Here is a 15,038-nt window from a genome sequence, read left to right on the forward strand (position 1 = left end):
TTATATTTACAAATTAATCCTTCCACAAAGAGAACATACGTTTTATAATTAAAGAAAATTATGGAAGAAAGAAGTTGTTATATTCATGCGTCCACCTTTAATAAAATCTATATCACTTGAAGATTTTCAAAACTATTATTGGTTAAAAGCAGAACTGCAAACATTTTGTCGCGAGCATGGTTTGCCAGCTAGTGGCTCTAAGACCGAAATAACCGAGCGTATCTCACATTATTTAACTACGGGGAAAGTCTTAAAAAACAGCTCTGTGCAAAAAGTGAGCAAAGCTCCCCTCTCTTATAAAGACCTTTCTCTTCAAACGATTATTACTAAAAATCACCGCTGTAGCGAAGGTGTTCGTGCTTTTTTCAAAGAAAAAATCGGAACAAACTTCCGCTTTACAGTAGCTCTTCAAAAGTTTTTTAAAGAGAATGTTGGAAAAACATATGAAGACGCGATAACATTTTGGTATGAAGAAAACGAACGAAAAAAAGATCCTACTTATAAAACAACGATCAGCGCGCAATTTGAATACAATCGCTTTACTCGGGACTTTTTCGAAGATCCAAATAATAAAGGAAAAGCAAAAGCTGATGCGATTGCTGCTTGGAATGAAATAAAAACAAAACCTGGTAGCAATGCTTATGTTCCTCAAAAAGTAGAAAACTAGAGTGAATTCATTAAAAATCAAATTCTAAAACAAATTTTAAATTTACTCCTAGGACATTATATATATGTTTTAGGAGTGAATATACAATATAACTAATCATACAAATCGATTTATCCGGTGCACTATCCTTCCCTTTCTTCATTTTCTCATCACATATCTTCTCTAATACCTTAAGTCCTTTATCTTCTCCAAACTTTTTCTCCTCCAATGACGAAGAGAAGTATTTATTCTCCATTTGTATGCTCCTTATTAGCAAATACAGCTTCTAAAATTAAGGACATAATCCTATATAGCAAAAACATACAAGCATACTCATAAACAACAACATATATTTAAATATACCTTTATATGAAAGGCTGGGATATACCATGAATAAAGTTATTTGTTGCACTCCATCAGCAATAATAAAAGATAAAATTTGCATTCCTTGGTCTATCACAGGTGGAGAGATGGGAATACAGACTATATATACTAACAATTTGTTAAATTATATTTCTTCAACTGGATATATCAAATACGAGACAGGTGTTCAAGAAATAGTTGTTACTTTCTTTCAAGATACAAATGTCTTAAACTCAATCATAATTCAACCTGGAAGTACTAGTAATTTTACAATAAAAAATTTTACTAGTATCCAAATAACAACTGGATCTGGTCTACATCAAGGTGAATTTTGCATCACAGTTTCATATCAATTGTAGACAATAAAACATCCAAACCTCCTATTATTCTCTATATTTGATAAGAGGCTTTCAATGAGAATTAAAATAAGATAGATATAAATGAATACGCCTGCCCTACACTTCAAACATTCTAATTTTCTACTTTCTCAAATAATAGCGCAATCCCTATCCCGCCTCCAATTCCTAATGTAGCAATTCCATATTTCATAGACTCTCTTTGTGCCTGATAAAACAAACGTGTTACAAGCATAGCCCCAGATGCACCGTACGGATGACCGAGCGCAATTGCCCCACCATTTACATTTAATTTTTCATACGGAATTTGTAACTCTTTTGCGCAAGCAACAACTTTTGAGGCGAATGCTTCATTTATTTCAAAATAATCGATGTCCTCTATTTTTACATTCATTTCATTTAATAATTTGTTCACCGCAAATATCGGACCAGTTCCTGGAAGATTTGGATTCACTCCCACTACAGCACTACGAACGAAACGAAGGACAGGTTTATAACCTAACTTTAGGGCTTGTCCCTCTTCCATTACAAGAACAGCACATGCCCCATCATTTACACCACATGAATTACCTGCCGTCACTGTTCCATTTTGTAAAAATGCGGGTTTTGTTCTTTTAATGATTCGTTCATAATTCATTTCTAGCTTTATAGATTCATCTAATAATCCATTAAAAGAAAATATTTCATCATGTATATAGCCTTTTTCTAACGCTTGCAGTGTCCGCTTATAACTAAGACAAGCGTACTCGTCTTGCATTTCTCTCGTTATGTTATAACGCTCCGCAACATATTCAGCCGCTACTCCCATGTCAGGATCACCAATTGTTTCAGGTGAAAATCGTGCTCTTTTTTGAAAAGGTGACGTACTTGTACTCTCTACTCCTCCGGCGATATAGCACTTACCTGCCCCTCCTTGAATGAGATGACACGCAGTTCGAATTGCTTCTAAACCAGCACCACATTGCCGATCAATCGTTACACCAGGAATATGATAGCCAAGTCCTGCCGCTAAAGCAGATAGTCTCGCAACATTCCCTCCTGGCCCAACAACATTACCTAATATAACATCGTCTATCTCTCTCTCAATTCCTCTACTTAAAAACGTAAGAAGCGGTGTTGCTAATTGCTGAACTTCATACTCTTTTAACATCCCATTCTTCTTACCGATAGGTGTTCTTTTCGCCTCTACAATAACTGCTCTATTCATATATTTTCTCCCTGTTTTCAATCATACTTTTTGCTTCCATACGAGCGATTTTCCCACTATTTGTATAAGGTATTCTATCTACAAAATGCCATTCTTTCGGTATTTTAAACGAGGATAATCGTTGTAAGCAAAAACTCTTTAATTGTTGTTTCGTAGCACTTCCTTTTACGATCGCGACGGGCTTTTCACCCCAGTAACTATCTTTCACACCAATTACAACTATTTCATCAACAGCTGGGTGTTCATGTAATACACTTTCTATTTCTTCTGGATAAATATTGATTCCTCCAAATAAAATCATATTCTTCTCTCTACCAACAATATATATAAAGCCTTCTTCATCTTCATAGCCTACATCTCGCACTGTCATCCAGCCTTCTGCATTCAACTCCTGTGTTAAAACCCCATCTATTATGTATCCCATAAAAAACTGATCACTTTTCACATAAACAGTTCCTATCTCGCCTTTTTGTACTTCTTCGCCTGCTTCATTACATATTCGAACTTGCACATTATGACAAGGTTTTCCTACTGAATTTAGCCTTCTTTCGCTTTCTGCATCGACTAGTGCTGTTACAAAACTTAACTCTGATGCACCATAAAATTCATATCTTTTCGCATAAGGAAATATATTCTTTATTTTTTCTTTCGCTTCAGCTTCCCATTTCGCTCCTGATGAAATAATTTTCATTTTATTTTCTATTAATCTATTTTCTTTATATAAAGATTCAAGCATTGTCGGAACTGTATACATAACCGATATATTTTCAGTTTCTAACTTATCTAATACTTGATTCGGAATGAACTTTCTCATAATGTGCACCGTTTGTCCTACATATAATGCACTTATTGCCCCGTATAAGAAAAGAGAATGAACGAGCGTCCCAGCTATTAAAATTGAATTCTCCATTTTCATATGAAAATCATGTACATTACAATCAAAACTATGAACCCACGATTGCTGTGCGCGTAAAAATGCTTTTGCTTTTCCAGTTGATCCTGATGTAAATCCCATATAAAAGGGAGCATTTCGTAAACTTTCTACAGTGGAATGTGTAGGAAGATATTTCTCCATCATTCTTTTCCACTCATCAATTTCAATTACTCTTCCTTCTTCATGCGGTAAATCATTTACCTTATATCTTTCTGTCACAATCATATCCGGATTACTGATTTCAATTCTTTCTCTGAGCTCATCTTGTTTCCACTTTATATCTAACGGAACACAAACCCACCCGGCCATAGCAGCACCAGCAAATAGTTGTAAAAACTCTATATGATTTTCTAATAGGATTGCTATTGTTTTATTTTTTGATTCTGTTGCATGCAACCAGTTGGCTACTTTACAAACTGATTCGAACCACTCTTTATATGTTAAAACTCTATCATTTTCCTTTATCGCTATTTTATTTGGTTGTAAAGAGGCTTGCTTTTTGTATTTTTTTGTAACACCCATATGAGACGTCCTTTCTTTACAAAAATAATAAAAAGAAACACGCAATGTACGTGTTTCTTCCCTTTATCATCCCGCATTTGTATATTTTCCATTCTTTAAAGCGGGTGTAATAATATGTTTCAATGAACGATGTAATTTTGTTACGAGAACTGCCGCAATAATTGCTTTTATACAATCCCCTGGTAAAAACACAGCACTCACTTTCATTGTCTCCCATACAGAAACATCCATTAAAAACGCTTGTACAATAATACCAAATACATAAACTACGAAAATACCACCAATTATATTAATACATAATACTTTTATAATAGAAACTTCACGTAAACGCTCAATTAAATAACCAATAACAAACGCTCCAATGATGTAACCAAGTAAATATCCTGCACTTGGCCCAACAAATACACCAAGGCCACCGCGGCCACCAGCAAGTAATGGTGCTCCAACTCCTACAATAAGTAAGAAAATAAGCTGACTTAATGCACCAAGGCGTGACCCTAACAACCCACCCGCAAGCATAACACCGAGTGATTGCAATGTAATCGGAACTGGTGTAATAGAAAGAGCAATCGGAGGTATTAACCCTAACACTCCCATAATAGAACTAAATAAAGCGACGAAAACTAAATTTTTTGTATTCATATTTGCTTCTCCTATTTGTAAACTTAAAATTGTTTTTAGATAACATATCATAAAAATTATATTATCTTTCCACTCCTCTTTTGTCAACCGTTAACGTATTAGAGTTTACAAATAGGAGTTCACTTATTTCTCTCTATGCAAATGCTCCAGTTCTTTCCGAAGCGCCTGTTTTAAAAACTTCCCAACAGATGTTTTCGGTATTTCTTCCATAAAGACAATATCGTCTGGCAACCACCACTTCGCAAACTGTGGTTTTAAAAACTCATATATTTCTTCTTTTGTAACCGTACTATTTTTCTTTTGAACAACGCAGGCAATTGGTCGCTCTTGCCACTGAGGGTGAGGAACTGCAACGACAGCCGCTTCAAATATAGCATCATGTGCCATTAAAGCATTTTCAAGATCGACCGAAGAAATCCATTCTCCCCCGCTTTTAATAACATCCTTCGTACGGTCAACAATTTTCACGCAACCTTCCTCATCCACTGTGACAACATCACCAGTATATAACCATCCATCGCGAAAAACTTCAACAGTACGATCATCGTTATAATAGCTTTCAGCGATCCAAGGTGCTCGTAAACATAATTCTCCCATCTCAGTACCATCCCACTTCACTTCACCATTTGTACCGACTACTTTCATCTCGACACCAGGTACAAGATATCCTTGTTTGGAGCGAATTTCTAGTTGCTCTTCATACGATAATTCCGTTTCATAACTTTTTAAACGTGCAAGTGTTACGAGTGGACTCGTTTCAGTCATACCATATGCATGTATGAACGGAACATTATGTTTCTGTTCAAATGCTTTAATAACACTTTTCGGCGCCGCTGCACCTCCGCATAGTATTCTCGTCATACTAGATAAATCGTAACTATTATTTTCTAACTCTTGTAATACGCCGAGCCAAATTGTCGGCACACCCGCAGCTAACGTCACTTTTTCTGATTGAATCATTTCTAATAAAATTTTCGGAGTAAACATCGGTCCAGGAAGAACTTGTTTTGATCCAAACCAAGTAGCCGCAAAAGGAAGTCCCCAAGCGTTCACATGAAACATCGGGACGATTGCCATTGCTGCATCACTTTCCGATAAAGCAGCTGTATCAGCTAAACCGAGTGCCATACAGTGTAATACAGTACTACGATGCGTATATACAACACCTTTCGGATTTCCTGTAGTCGCTGACGTATAACACATACCAGTTGGTGTATTTTCATCAATATCTTTTACAAATTGGAAATTTGGATCGCCTTCTTCTAATAGCTTTTCATAATGATATACAGGCTTCAGCGTAGTATTTGGGAGTTCATCTTTATCAGTCATAATAATGTAAGCTTGTACAGTTGATAATTGTGATTGAATATTTTCAACAAGCGGTACGAGATCTTCATCTATAAGTAGAATTCGGTCTTCTGCGTGCTGAATAATGTATGAAATATGTTGAGGAGATAAACGAATGTTAATTGTGTGCAAAACAGAAGCAATACCTGGAATAGCAAAATACGCTTCCACATGCCGATGATGGTTCCACGCTAATGTTCCTACACGTTCACCTACTTTAATTCCAAGCCTTTTCAACGCACTGGAAAGTCTTCTCGTCCTTTCCCCTAATTGCTTATACGTTAACGTTGTAACTGTATCATGCGTCCGTGAAACAATTTCTTTCTTCGAAAACAGTTTCTCTGCTCTTTCCATCATAGAACTAATTGTTAGCGGTACATTCATCATCATATTGGTTATGTCCCCCTTTAAAACGTTTTCATTTTCCGTTTATTATAACAGACTTCTACAAATGATTACGATATTTTTCTGTATTTTCTGAATTATTTCTTTGGAAATAATTCAGAACGATAAAAAACATGTTTTGAATACATTGATTCGAAACATGTTTTTTATTTTTTATAAACTATCTACCTTTTTCCTTACTTTCTTTTTCAATTTAAAAATAAAACGATTACTGTATTCCTTATTTTCTACTAAAATCCGATACGTCTCTAACACCCCTAACACACGAACAAAAAGATAAACTCCGATAGCAATAAGTACAACACAATAAGGATAATACTGTGCGAGTTCTCCTGAGGTAATTCGTTTTTTCTCAAATAAAAACGGTATCGCTCCTGCTGCAATAAAACAAAATCCAACGATCACTACTGCCGTATACTTCTTCTTAATAGTCGCATATCTTTTGGTCAATTCTTTTAGAAAGTTTTGATCAAATAGTAGTTCTTCCTTTTTCAATACATTGTATCGACTCTCTTCTATCGTTACAGATGCCATCATTGCTCCAATCCCAAGCACTGCAATGATAATGACAAGAAACGTAGACATTGTCGCATTTTCTTTAAATAATAAGTACGGTATTGTAGATAAAATAAGCAAACTAAATCCTAACGCAATATATTTAGAAATTTTTTGTCCATACACTACATGCCCTTCTGCCATTTCCTTACTTACATAGTAACCATTTTCCTTTTCGTTACTTTGCTCTGCAGTTTCTTTTAATAAATAGTCGAGTGATACTTCAAATACATTTCCAATCATTATTAATTTTTCAGTTTCAGGAAAACCTTGACCGTTTTCCCATTTACTAACTGCTTGCCTTGTGGTATTTAATTTTTCAGCTAATGCTTCTTGAGAAAGGCCCTTTTCCTTTCTTAATCTAAAAAGCTTTTCACCAAATCCCATATGTGTGTCCCCCTTTGTTTTCTTACCTAAATTGTATGTAAACATTGCCCTTATCTCTATCTTCCTGCGGTTGCACTTTGTCAACTTGCGGTTGCGATTGTGTTATATAGCGTTTTTTTTCTATACTTAGAACGTTAATAAAAATAGCGCTTCCTAATAGTCCATTTGTTGTTATCAAAATAAAAAAACTCCTTAATTCATTTAAAGGAGTTTTCAATGTAAGATATTTCATTGATTCATATATCTTTCTCTAGATATAAAATACCTTTTTGTATCACGATTCTTACCTTTAATAAACATATCCTTCTGAATTGTATATTTGTACTCCATATTCAAACGTTTCATTAATTTTTCAGATGCTTCATTTTCTGAATCACATCCCGCTTCAATACTATTAAGATGCAATTCATGAAAACCATAGTAGAAAAAAGCTAACACAGCCTCCGTAGCTAATCCTCTTCCCCAATATTTTCGAGATAAGGCGTATGCAATTTCTGCTGTATGTGTGACCAAATCATATTTTATAAATCCACACGTGCCTATAAGTTTTTTTTCCTCTTTTAATACAATTCCAAGAGGTGCTACTTGCCCTCCATTGTACTGACCCACAATTTCTTCTATATAGTTATATGTGTCACATAACGATCGATGAGCATCCCATACAGTAAAAGTTGTCATCTCTTTATCTGTAGCATACTCATATATATGTAAACTATCACTCATATTCATTTTCCTTAACATAAGTCGTTTCGTATACAAAGTTGGATATGACCACTTCTCAATAATCATAACGGTTTCTGTTTAAACCTTTCATAATTCCTTACCTTTAATAAAAGGATATTCCCACAATCTGTACAAATATAAGCATCCACCGGCGAAGATGTGAACATCGTTTCCTTTTTCCGTATTTGTGCATATCCGACAAACTCACCTTCTCCTATATTTTGAGAACCACAATTAGAGCATGTCTGCACGGCTTTTTGTTTCATGAGAGCACCACCTTTAATCTATTTCTACTCCCTTCGACAGTTCACTTCCATTTCCCTTCCAAAAAACCTCTTATTCTCTCACATTTCAACAGGAATCTCAAAACAAAAATCGTATATGTACTATGAAATATATTTATTAACGGAGGAATTTTATGACTACTGTTATGACACTCGATATGGCAACAGAAATTGAAAATGCAGAAATTGATATGCTCTCTTCTAAATTAGAGAGACTACAAACAATGAGCGGAAACCCAATGCAAGTGCAAATGAAAAAATTCGGTAGTGCCACTGCCTTTTCATCAAAAATAATTGCTGGTCCTGCTTTTAATACGGTAAAAGGTATTACATTTACAAATACAGATGAGTTAGATGAAATTATCTCTTATTATCAATCACTACAAATCACTTGTCGTTTTGAAATTACCCCAGCACAAGGTACAACTGAATTATTTCAATACTTATCTCAAAAAGGGTTTTATCAATCTAGCTTCCATACTGCTTTGTATAGTATACCGAGAGAGGGTTCATCACTTCTTCCTTCTAATATTACAATACGAAAACTAAAAGAAAATGATTTTGATATTTTTGCAGACATTTATGTACGTGGATTTAATATGCCATCCTTTACAACAGATGGTGTGCGCCAAAATAATGAAATTCTTTACAATGAACCAGGATGGCATTTTTTCATAGCTGAAGTTCAAAATATCCCTGCTAGTATTGGTGTCCTGTATATAAATAAGGGTGTCGCATCATTAGCTGCTTCTGCTACTTTGCCAGAATTTCAACGTAACGGCTGTCATACTGCATTAATTCAAAAAAGAATAGAAAAAGCTATAGCGACAAATTGTCATTTAATAGTTGGCCAAGCCCGCTTTGGTAGCGGCAGTCAAAATAACATGGAACGTGCCCACATGAAAATTGCTTATACAAAATCAATATGGACCGCAAAAGACATATTATAATTTACTTTCTTTCTCCTTCCGTTACATTTTTAAACATTTTATGACAATTCCTTTTCTATCCTATTAATCATTTGAATATTCCAACTAGATTTGTTACGCTATTACTAGATACATCATTCAACTTGCAATATGAAAAGAGAATTCTAATCAAACTACAAGGAGGAGAAATGTATGACTAAACATGATCATGGTTTAAAAGAAAAAGTAGAAGGTGCCATTGATAAGGTAAAAGGTGAAGTAAAAGAAGTTGTCGGGAAAGTAACTGACAATAAGAAATTACAAGCTGAAGGAAAATGGGATAAGGTGAAAGGCACTGCTAAAGATACAGTTGGTAATGTGAAAGAAAAAGTACATGAATATAAAGAACATAAGAAAGAAAAATAAAAAAGAGCCCATCGGCTCTTTTTTTATTTTCCTTCATTCTTCTCTAACACGTATAAATCTTCTTCGATATTCGTTAATTTCTCACTTACAAGCTTTCTTGCATCTCCAATTGCTTGATTGTATGCAAATGGTCCAACTAATTTAACCATTTCTTCTATTAAACGCTCTGCTTGGAAACGTCCAATTTCATCTAAATCTTCTTCAACGAAAAATTGCTGAATTTGCGCTACAAGTTCTTCTTTTTTATCATTTGTTATTTTTATATTCATCATCGTTGTTACTCCTCTATATTTAAGATAATACCTTCCTTAACTCTACCATAGAAAAACGATTACCAGGACAGCTTTTTGTAACTCCTTCTAACTCCCTATGACCTAGTATATTTTCTTTCTTTATAGCAAATTGCTTCATAAACATTTTGCATAAAGAATATAATGCATTCACTTGTGCAGGAGTTGGATCGTATTTATCGAAATTTCCCGTCATACATATTCCAATTGTATGGCGGTTATGGTCTTTCGCGTGCGCTCCAATATGTAAACCTCGCCCTTCCACTACAGTTCCGTCCTTTTCGATAAAATAGTTGTAACCAATCCCGCTCCACCCTCTTACAGTTTGATGAAATTCATGCGTTTTATACACGTCCCATCCATCTTCAGCTGTATGGTGGATAATCAGTTGATTTACTTTTTCTAAAGGAACTAATTCATCTTGAAATGTTAGATTGACATATTTAATTTCCATTTGAACTGCCTCCTCTTAAAAATCAATCATAATAATCGTTTTATCATCTGGTTTTATTCTCTTTTCCCCTTCCAGCTTTTCAATGATTGCTACATATTCGTTTATACTATTCTTTCTTATATATGCAACAGTTTGTTCTAATGACCAATCTGGGTGGAATAACCCGTCTGAACAAATAAAAATTCCACTCACTTCATCTATATCTAATTCACCATGTTGTAAATAATGTATCGCTTCTTTCATTCCATTTGCAACTGAATAACCATTTGGCATATTTGCAAGATAACGATTGTATTTTAACTGTTCTCGCACATCTTGAAAAACATATTCTTCTGGTACAGATAACCCTTTTTTACGATCTTCTTCCCTCTTCCTTTTTGCTCGTTTACTAATTCCTTCAACTGTGTCTTTCGTTAATACTTGCATCGTTCCATTTTGAAAAGTTGCGACAATCATACAGTCCCCAAGCTGCGCATATTCAATTTTCTCACCAACTATTTGAACTGCCGCGATACATGTGCACCACAAATGCTCTTTTTTTCTCGTGTCTACTTCATATTCTAACATTTTGCTTTGTAATGCTTCATTTGCTTTGGCAACTGCAAATTGTAAACTATGATTCTCTCGTAATGCAGTAAAATAATTTGCAAATAAATGCGAAGCGATGTATGCTCCATTATGTCCATTTTCATCACGAAACGGGACAAGTGGTGTTGCACCGTCACATACACCATAAATCTTTTTATCTTTATTACAAAAATAAGAATCCTCACATTCTTGCTTCAACGGGCTTTTCTGTTGATATGTTTTTATCTTCACAACTGTATCCCCTTTCAAATGATAAAATACTCAAATTCTTTCGATTAATCTAATTTACCAAAATAAACTGTTTTTACCCAAAACTTTCAATATCATATATAATCTTGAAATAATATGAATTTTTCAGTGAAGGACGGGAAAGAAATGGTCAGATTCCTTGGTGTTATTATCGGTTCTATTATTATTGCGGTTGCCTTTAATCTTTTCCTTATCCCCCACAAAATTTTAAGTAGTGGAATTGGCGGAATTGCTATTATTTTAGGGATTGTAACCCCTGTAAACACAGGCATTATTAACTTTGTATTAAACTTACCTATCCTTATTTTAGGGTACATAGGTCTTGGAAAAAAAGTAATTTTTAACACAGTTGTCTCTGTAGTTGTATTATCTGTTGCATTATACTACGTTCCAGTAAAAGTCGTAGCAACAGATCCATTGTTATCTTCTATCTTCGGAGGTGTCATCGCCGGAGCTGGTATTGGTCTTGTTTTTAACTGTAATGGATCCACTGGTGGATTTGATATTATCGGTATGCTTTTATCCCGCAAGCGAGACATTAAACTTGGCGGATTCCTTATTATTTTAAATGCAGTCGTTGTAATAATCGCAGGATTCTTCTTCACCTGGGATGTTGCACTTACAAGCTTACTTTCAATTTATGTAACTGGTAAAGTAATTGATGCTGTTCATACAAAACATCGTAAAGTTACACTTATGATTGTAACAAATGAAGCAGAAAAAATGAAAAAACAGCTTCTTTCAACTGTTGTACGTGGAATAACGTTACTTGATGGCGAAGGCGCTTATTCAAGCGAGAAAAAGCGTGTACTTATGACGGTCGTTTCTCGTGAAGAATTAGCAAGTATGAAACTTACAATTTCTGAAATTGACCCGAATGCATTCGTTAATATTACAGAAACTGTAGAAGTGTTAGGACTTTTCAGAAGAAGTTAAAGACTAGGTGGGAATACACCTAGTCTTTATTTTGCATAAATTCAATTCTGTTTCCAAACGGGTCTGATACGTAAAATCGAATTACATCTGGCCGTGCATAATCATCAATCACTTTTACACCTTGCTCTATAAGTGTTTGCTTAAATTCATTAATTTCATTCACATAAAAAGCTGGATGAGCCTTTTTAGCTGGTGTAAAGTTCCGCTCGACACCAATATGGATTTCTTGATTTCCACATTTAAACCAACATCCACCTCGTTTTTTCAACTCTTCTGGCTTTGGAATTTCTACCATACCAATTTTATTCCCATAAAAATCACGCGCCTCTTCTTCACACTCTACAGGTGCAGCTACTTGCACGTGATCAATCCCTTGAATATAATTTTTCATTTTCTCTCCCCCTCCTCTACCCTAATGTTATACGGAAAACAGCCGTCTGTAACTTACAAAAGGTTTATAAAACAATATAAGCTCCCCTTATTACCATCCTGCATTCACTTTGCAAAAAAAATAAAAAAACAAAATTTATTCTATAACTTCCATTTTTTATAGAAATACACATCACATCTATATTATAGTTATGAATAGACAAATCTTTTTAGATGCTATTTGTACGGAGGAACTATTATGAGTCGTAAAAAATATTCACCAACTCAAAAAAAACGTCATCCGAACATTTCTAGACGTTTGCGAAACCATATACAAGATCGTTCATTAACAGAAATGTACGCATCTCTGTTCGAACATAATCCTGATAGTATTATTTCATTAAACTTAGAAGGAGTTATTCTACATATAAATCCTTCTGCCGAAAGAATATTAGGTTACACTTCTTTAGAATTAGAACAGAAAAATATTACCTCCATTTTAGGAGCCCATATTTCTGAGCAAGTATTACAAAATATAAAGAATACTGAAGCGGATAATCAACAAGAGTATATCTTATCTATTTATCATAAAAATGGATTCTTATTAGATGTTGTGACAAAACTAGTTCCTATTTTTGTTCAAAATCGTCTTACTGGTGTATACGCTATTATGAAGCCACTTGAAAAATCAGAAAGAATTGAGAATATGCTAAAAGAAAGTGAGAAGAGATTACGTACATTAGTAAATTCCATGCCTGCGTTTGTTATATTTAAAGATCATGAAGGGCGCTGGCTTGAGGCAAATGACTACGCACTTTCTTGCTTCAACTTCCATCATGTACCTTACCACGGGAAAAAAGATAGCGAACTCATTCAATATAATGAAGCATACCGAGAAGCTTTTTTACATTGTGAAGAAGTCGATGAACTAGCATGGCAACAAAGACAAATTCTTCATGGCGAGGAATTTATTATACATAGAGATGATTTCGATTTAATCTTAAGTATATCAAAAGTTCCGCTTTATCATCCTGATGGTTCTCGCAAAGGTCTTATCGTGATGGGGAGAGATGTTACTGAGCTAAAAGAAACTGAAAAGTTACTACGAAAATCTGAGAAGCTCGCAGTAGTCGGACAACTGACAGCTGGAATTGCCCATGAAATTCGAAATCCACTCACTTCCCTAAAGGGTTTTCTAACATTGCTCCTCCCTGAAATAAATGAGGAGCAAAAATGGTATATCGATGTTATGTTAAGTGAGATTTCACAAATGGAATCCATCACGAGTCAATTTATGGCGATGTCTAAGCCACAAGTATTATCTATCCAAACTTGTAACATACAAACTTTAATTGAAGAGGTAGTTACATTTATTTTACCGACTGCAATTATGCATAGCGTTCATATCATCATGGATCATTTTGATTACGTATATGATATTCAATGTGACGGCAACCAATTAAAACAAGTTTTTATAAACATATTAAAAAATGCGATAGAAGCGATGCCAAATGGCGGAAATATTTTCATCCAAACAAAACCATTAGAGGATAATTTCATCTTAATACGAATTATCGATGAAGGTTGTGGCATTCCAGAAGATCGTATCTCCCGTCTAGGCGAACCTTTTTATAGTTTAAAAGAAAAAGGCACAGGACTAGGATTAATGATGTGTTACAAAATAATTGAAGAACATCATGGTAAATTACACATTTCAAGCGAATTAAATGAAGGTACAATTGTTGATATTGAGCTACCACTTTCTTCATCTCATCTTGCAATCCAGTCTTAAATAAAAAAGAAGCATCTGCTAATCGTTAGCAGATGCTTCTTTTTTAAAATGCTTTGTCATACCACTCTTTTGCTTTTTCTACTTCACCCATCGTTAATTGATGCCCTCGATTTTCCCAATGCATTGTTACATTCGCGTTTGCATTTTCTAATAGTATCTTCAATTCCTCTGACTCTGCTGATGAACAAATTGGGTCATTTGTCCCAGCAGCAATAAACACAGATTTCCCTGCTAAATTTGCTAATTGCATTCCTCTTCTTGGTACCATTGGGTGATGAAGCACAGCACCTTTCAATGCATTTTCGTAATGGAATAATAAACTTGCTGCGATATTTGCCCCATTCGAATAACCGATAGCTACAATGTTATTTCTATCGAATTTATATTCTTTAGCCGCTTCATCTAAAAATTCATTTAATTCCTTCGTACGGAAAATTAAATCCTCTTCATCAAAAATGCCCTCTGCTAATCGGCGGAAGAAACGCGGCATCCCATTCTCTAACACATTTCCCCTAACGCTTAATACCGACGCTTCCGGATCAACTATTTCTGCAAGTGGTAGTAAATCTAATTCATTACCACCTGTGCCATGAAGTAATAACAACACTGGTTTTGACGTATCTTTTCCTTTTTGAAAAACATGTTTCATCATAAT

The 15,038-nt window shown here is 34.7% G+C and carries 19 protein-coding genes; 6 read left to right on the plus strand and 13 right to left on the minus strand.

The features are described from left to right. The first annotated feature begins 85 nt into the window (after positions 1–85). Positions 86–667, plus strand: coding sequence for a DUF6434 domain-containing protein (locus NST27_RS17710; protein WP_001247720.1), 582 nt, complete (start codon positions 86–88; stop codon positions 665–667). Between the two features lie 10 nt (positions 668–677). Here NST27_RS17710 and NST27_RS17715 read toward each other — a convergent pair whose 3' ends face one another. Continuing rightward, positions 678–902: a hypothetical protein gene (locus tag NST27_RS17715; protein ID WP_000428982.1), complete on the minus strand. Its 225-nt coding sequence runs from the start codon at positions 900–902 to the stop codon at positions 678–680. A 133-nt stretch (positions 903–1,035) separates the two neighbouring features. Between NST27_RS17715 and NST27_RS17720 the strand changes: the two genes are divergently transcribed. Further along, on the plus strand, positions 1,036–1,368 hold the full coding sequence (locus NST27_RS17720; protein WP_061661792.1) for a DUF3992 domain-containing protein: 333 nt from the start codon (positions 1,036–1,038) through the stop codon (positions 1,366–1,368). 112 nt (positions 1,369–1,480) lie between these two features. Here NST27_RS17720 and NST27_RS17725 read toward each other — a convergent pair whose 3' ends face one another. From NST27_RS17725 to NST27_RS17755, 7 genes are all read right to left on the minus strand, one after another. After that, positions 1,481–2,572: an acetyl-CoA C-acyltransferase gene (locus NST27_RS17725; RefSeq protein ID WP_001078002.1), complete on the minus strand. Its 1,092-nt coding sequence runs from the start codon at positions 2,570–2,572 to the stop codon at positions 1,481–1,483. Further along, entirely contained in the window at positions 2,565–4,028 is a 1,464-nt protein-coding gene (locus NST27_RS17730) for an acyl-CoA synthetase (protein ID WP_000539234.1), read from the minus strand. Before NST27_RS17730 ends, NST27_RS17725 begins: the two co-directional genes overlap by 8 nt. Before the next feature lie 66 nt (positions 4,029–4,094). Continuing rightward, a complete protein-coding gene (locus tag NST27_RS17735) occupies positions 4,095–4,670 on the minus strand; it encodes a biotin transporter BioY (protein WP_001093332.1) in 576 nt (191 codons plus the stop codon). 123 nt (positions 4,671–4,793) lie between these two features. Further along, positions 4,794–6,407, minus strand: a complete 1,614-nt coding sequence (locus NST27_RS17740) for a long-chain fatty acid--CoA ligase (RefSeq protein WP_061661791.1) — start codon at positions 6,405–6,407, stop codon at positions 4,794–4,796. Between the two features lie 168 nt (positions 6,408–6,575). Continuing rightward, the gene (locus NST27_RS17745; protein WP_047386618.1) at positions 6,576–7,364 is read right to left on the minus strand and encodes a helix-turn-helix domain-containing protein; all 789 of its coding nucleotides are present in this window, start codon (positions 7,362–7,364) and stop codon (positions 6,576–6,578) included. A 228-nt stretch (positions 7,365–7,592) separates the two neighbouring features. Further along, complete coding sequence (locus NST27_RS17750; RefSeq protein WP_000582841.1) at positions 7,593–8,153, minus strand: GNAT family N-acetyltransferase; 561 nt, start codon at positions 8,151–8,153, stop codon at positions 7,593–7,595. After that, positions 8,150–8,353 carry a hypothetical protein gene (locus NST27_RS17755; RefSeq protein ID WP_000810193.1) on the minus strand — a complete coding sequence of 68 codons (204 nt, stop codon included), beginning with the start codon at positions 8,351–8,353 and terminating at the stop codon, positions 8,150–8,152. Before NST27_RS17755 ends, NST27_RS17750 begins: the two co-directional genes overlap by 4 nt. 152 nt (positions 8,354–8,505) lie before the next feature. On the opposite strand from NST27_RS17755, the gene NST27_RS17760 reads away from it, so the two are divergent. Both NST27_RS17760 and NST27_RS17765 read left to right on the plus strand, forming a co-directional pair. Continuing rightward, positions 8,506–9,321, plus strand: coding sequence for a GNAT family N-acetyltransferase (locus NST27_RS17760; protein ID WP_000214348.1), 816 nt, complete (start codon positions 8,506–8,508; stop codon positions 9,319–9,321). A gap of 171 nt (positions 9,322–9,492) precedes the next feature. Beyond that, on the plus strand, positions 9,493–9,705 hold the full coding sequence (locus tag NST27_RS17765) for a CsbD family protein (protein WP_000160410.1): 213 nt from the start codon (positions 9,493–9,495) through the stop codon (positions 9,703–9,705). A 23-nt stretch (positions 9,706–9,728) separates the two neighbouring features. Here the strand turns inward: NST27_RS17765 and NST27_RS17770 are convergent, their stop codons facing one another. The 3 genes from NST27_RS17770 to NST27_RS17780 are packed head-to-tail and all read right to left on the minus strand — an operon-like array spanning position 9,729 to position 11,286. Continuing rightward, a complete protein-coding gene (locus NST27_RS17770; protein WP_000981079.1) occupies positions 9,729–9,977 on the minus strand; it encodes a DUF2164 domain-containing protein in 249 nt (82 codons plus the stop codon). A gap of 19 nt (positions 9,978–9,996) precedes the next feature. Next, positions 9,997–10,449: a peptidoglycan recognition protein family protein gene (locus tag NST27_RS17775; RefSeq protein WP_000404193.1), complete on the minus strand. Its 453-nt coding sequence runs from the start codon at positions 10,447–10,449 to the stop codon at positions 9,997–9,999. A gap of 15 nt (positions 10,450–10,464) precedes the next feature. Continuing rightward, positions 10,465–11,286, minus strand: coding sequence for a protein phosphatase 2C domain-containing protein (locus NST27_RS17780; protein WP_033689224.1), 822 nt, complete (start codon positions 11,284–11,286; stop codon positions 10,465–10,467). Positions 11,287–11,412: 126 nt separating this feature from the next. Here NST27_RS17780 and NST27_RS17785 point away from each other — a divergent pair, with 126 nt between their 5' ends. Further along, the gene (locus NST27_RS17785) at positions 11,413–12,222 is read left to right on the plus strand and encodes a YitT family protein (RefSeq protein ID WP_000251344.1); all 810 of its coding nucleotides are present in this window, start codon (positions 11,413–11,415) and stop codon (positions 12,220–12,222) included. A gap of 19 nt (positions 12,223–12,241) precedes the next feature. Here NST27_RS17785 and NST27_RS17790 read toward each other — a convergent pair whose 3' ends face one another. Continuing rightward, complete coding sequence (locus NST27_RS17790; protein WP_000800767.1) at positions 12,242–12,613, minus strand: VOC family protein; 372 nt, start codon at positions 12,611–12,613, stop codon at positions 12,242–12,244. Between the two features lie 237 nt (positions 12,614–12,850). Between NST27_RS17790 and NST27_RS17795 the strand changes: the two genes are divergently transcribed. Next, positions 12,851–14,383 (plus strand): BA3702 family sensor histidine kinase, encoded by a 1,533-nt coding sequence (locus NST27_RS17795; RefSeq protein WP_000087657.1) that lies wholly within the window; start codon positions 12,851–12,853, stop codon positions 14,381–14,383. 43 nt (positions 14,384–14,426) lie between these two features. Here NST27_RS17795 and NST27_RS17800 read toward each other — a convergent pair whose 3' ends face one another. After that, positions 14,427–15,035: an alpha/beta hydrolase gene (locus NST27_RS17800; protein ID WP_000975484.1), complete on the minus strand. Its 609-nt coding sequence runs from the start codon at positions 15,033–15,035 to the stop codon at positions 14,427–14,429. Positions 15,036–15,038 lie beyond the last annotated feature (3 nt).

Source organism: Bacillus sp. FSL W8-0770 (assembly GCF_038008705.1).
In the GTDB taxonomy this organism is placed as follows: domain Bacteria; phylum Bacillota; class Bacilli; order Bacillales; family Bacillaceae_G; genus Bacillus_A; species Bacillus_A cereus.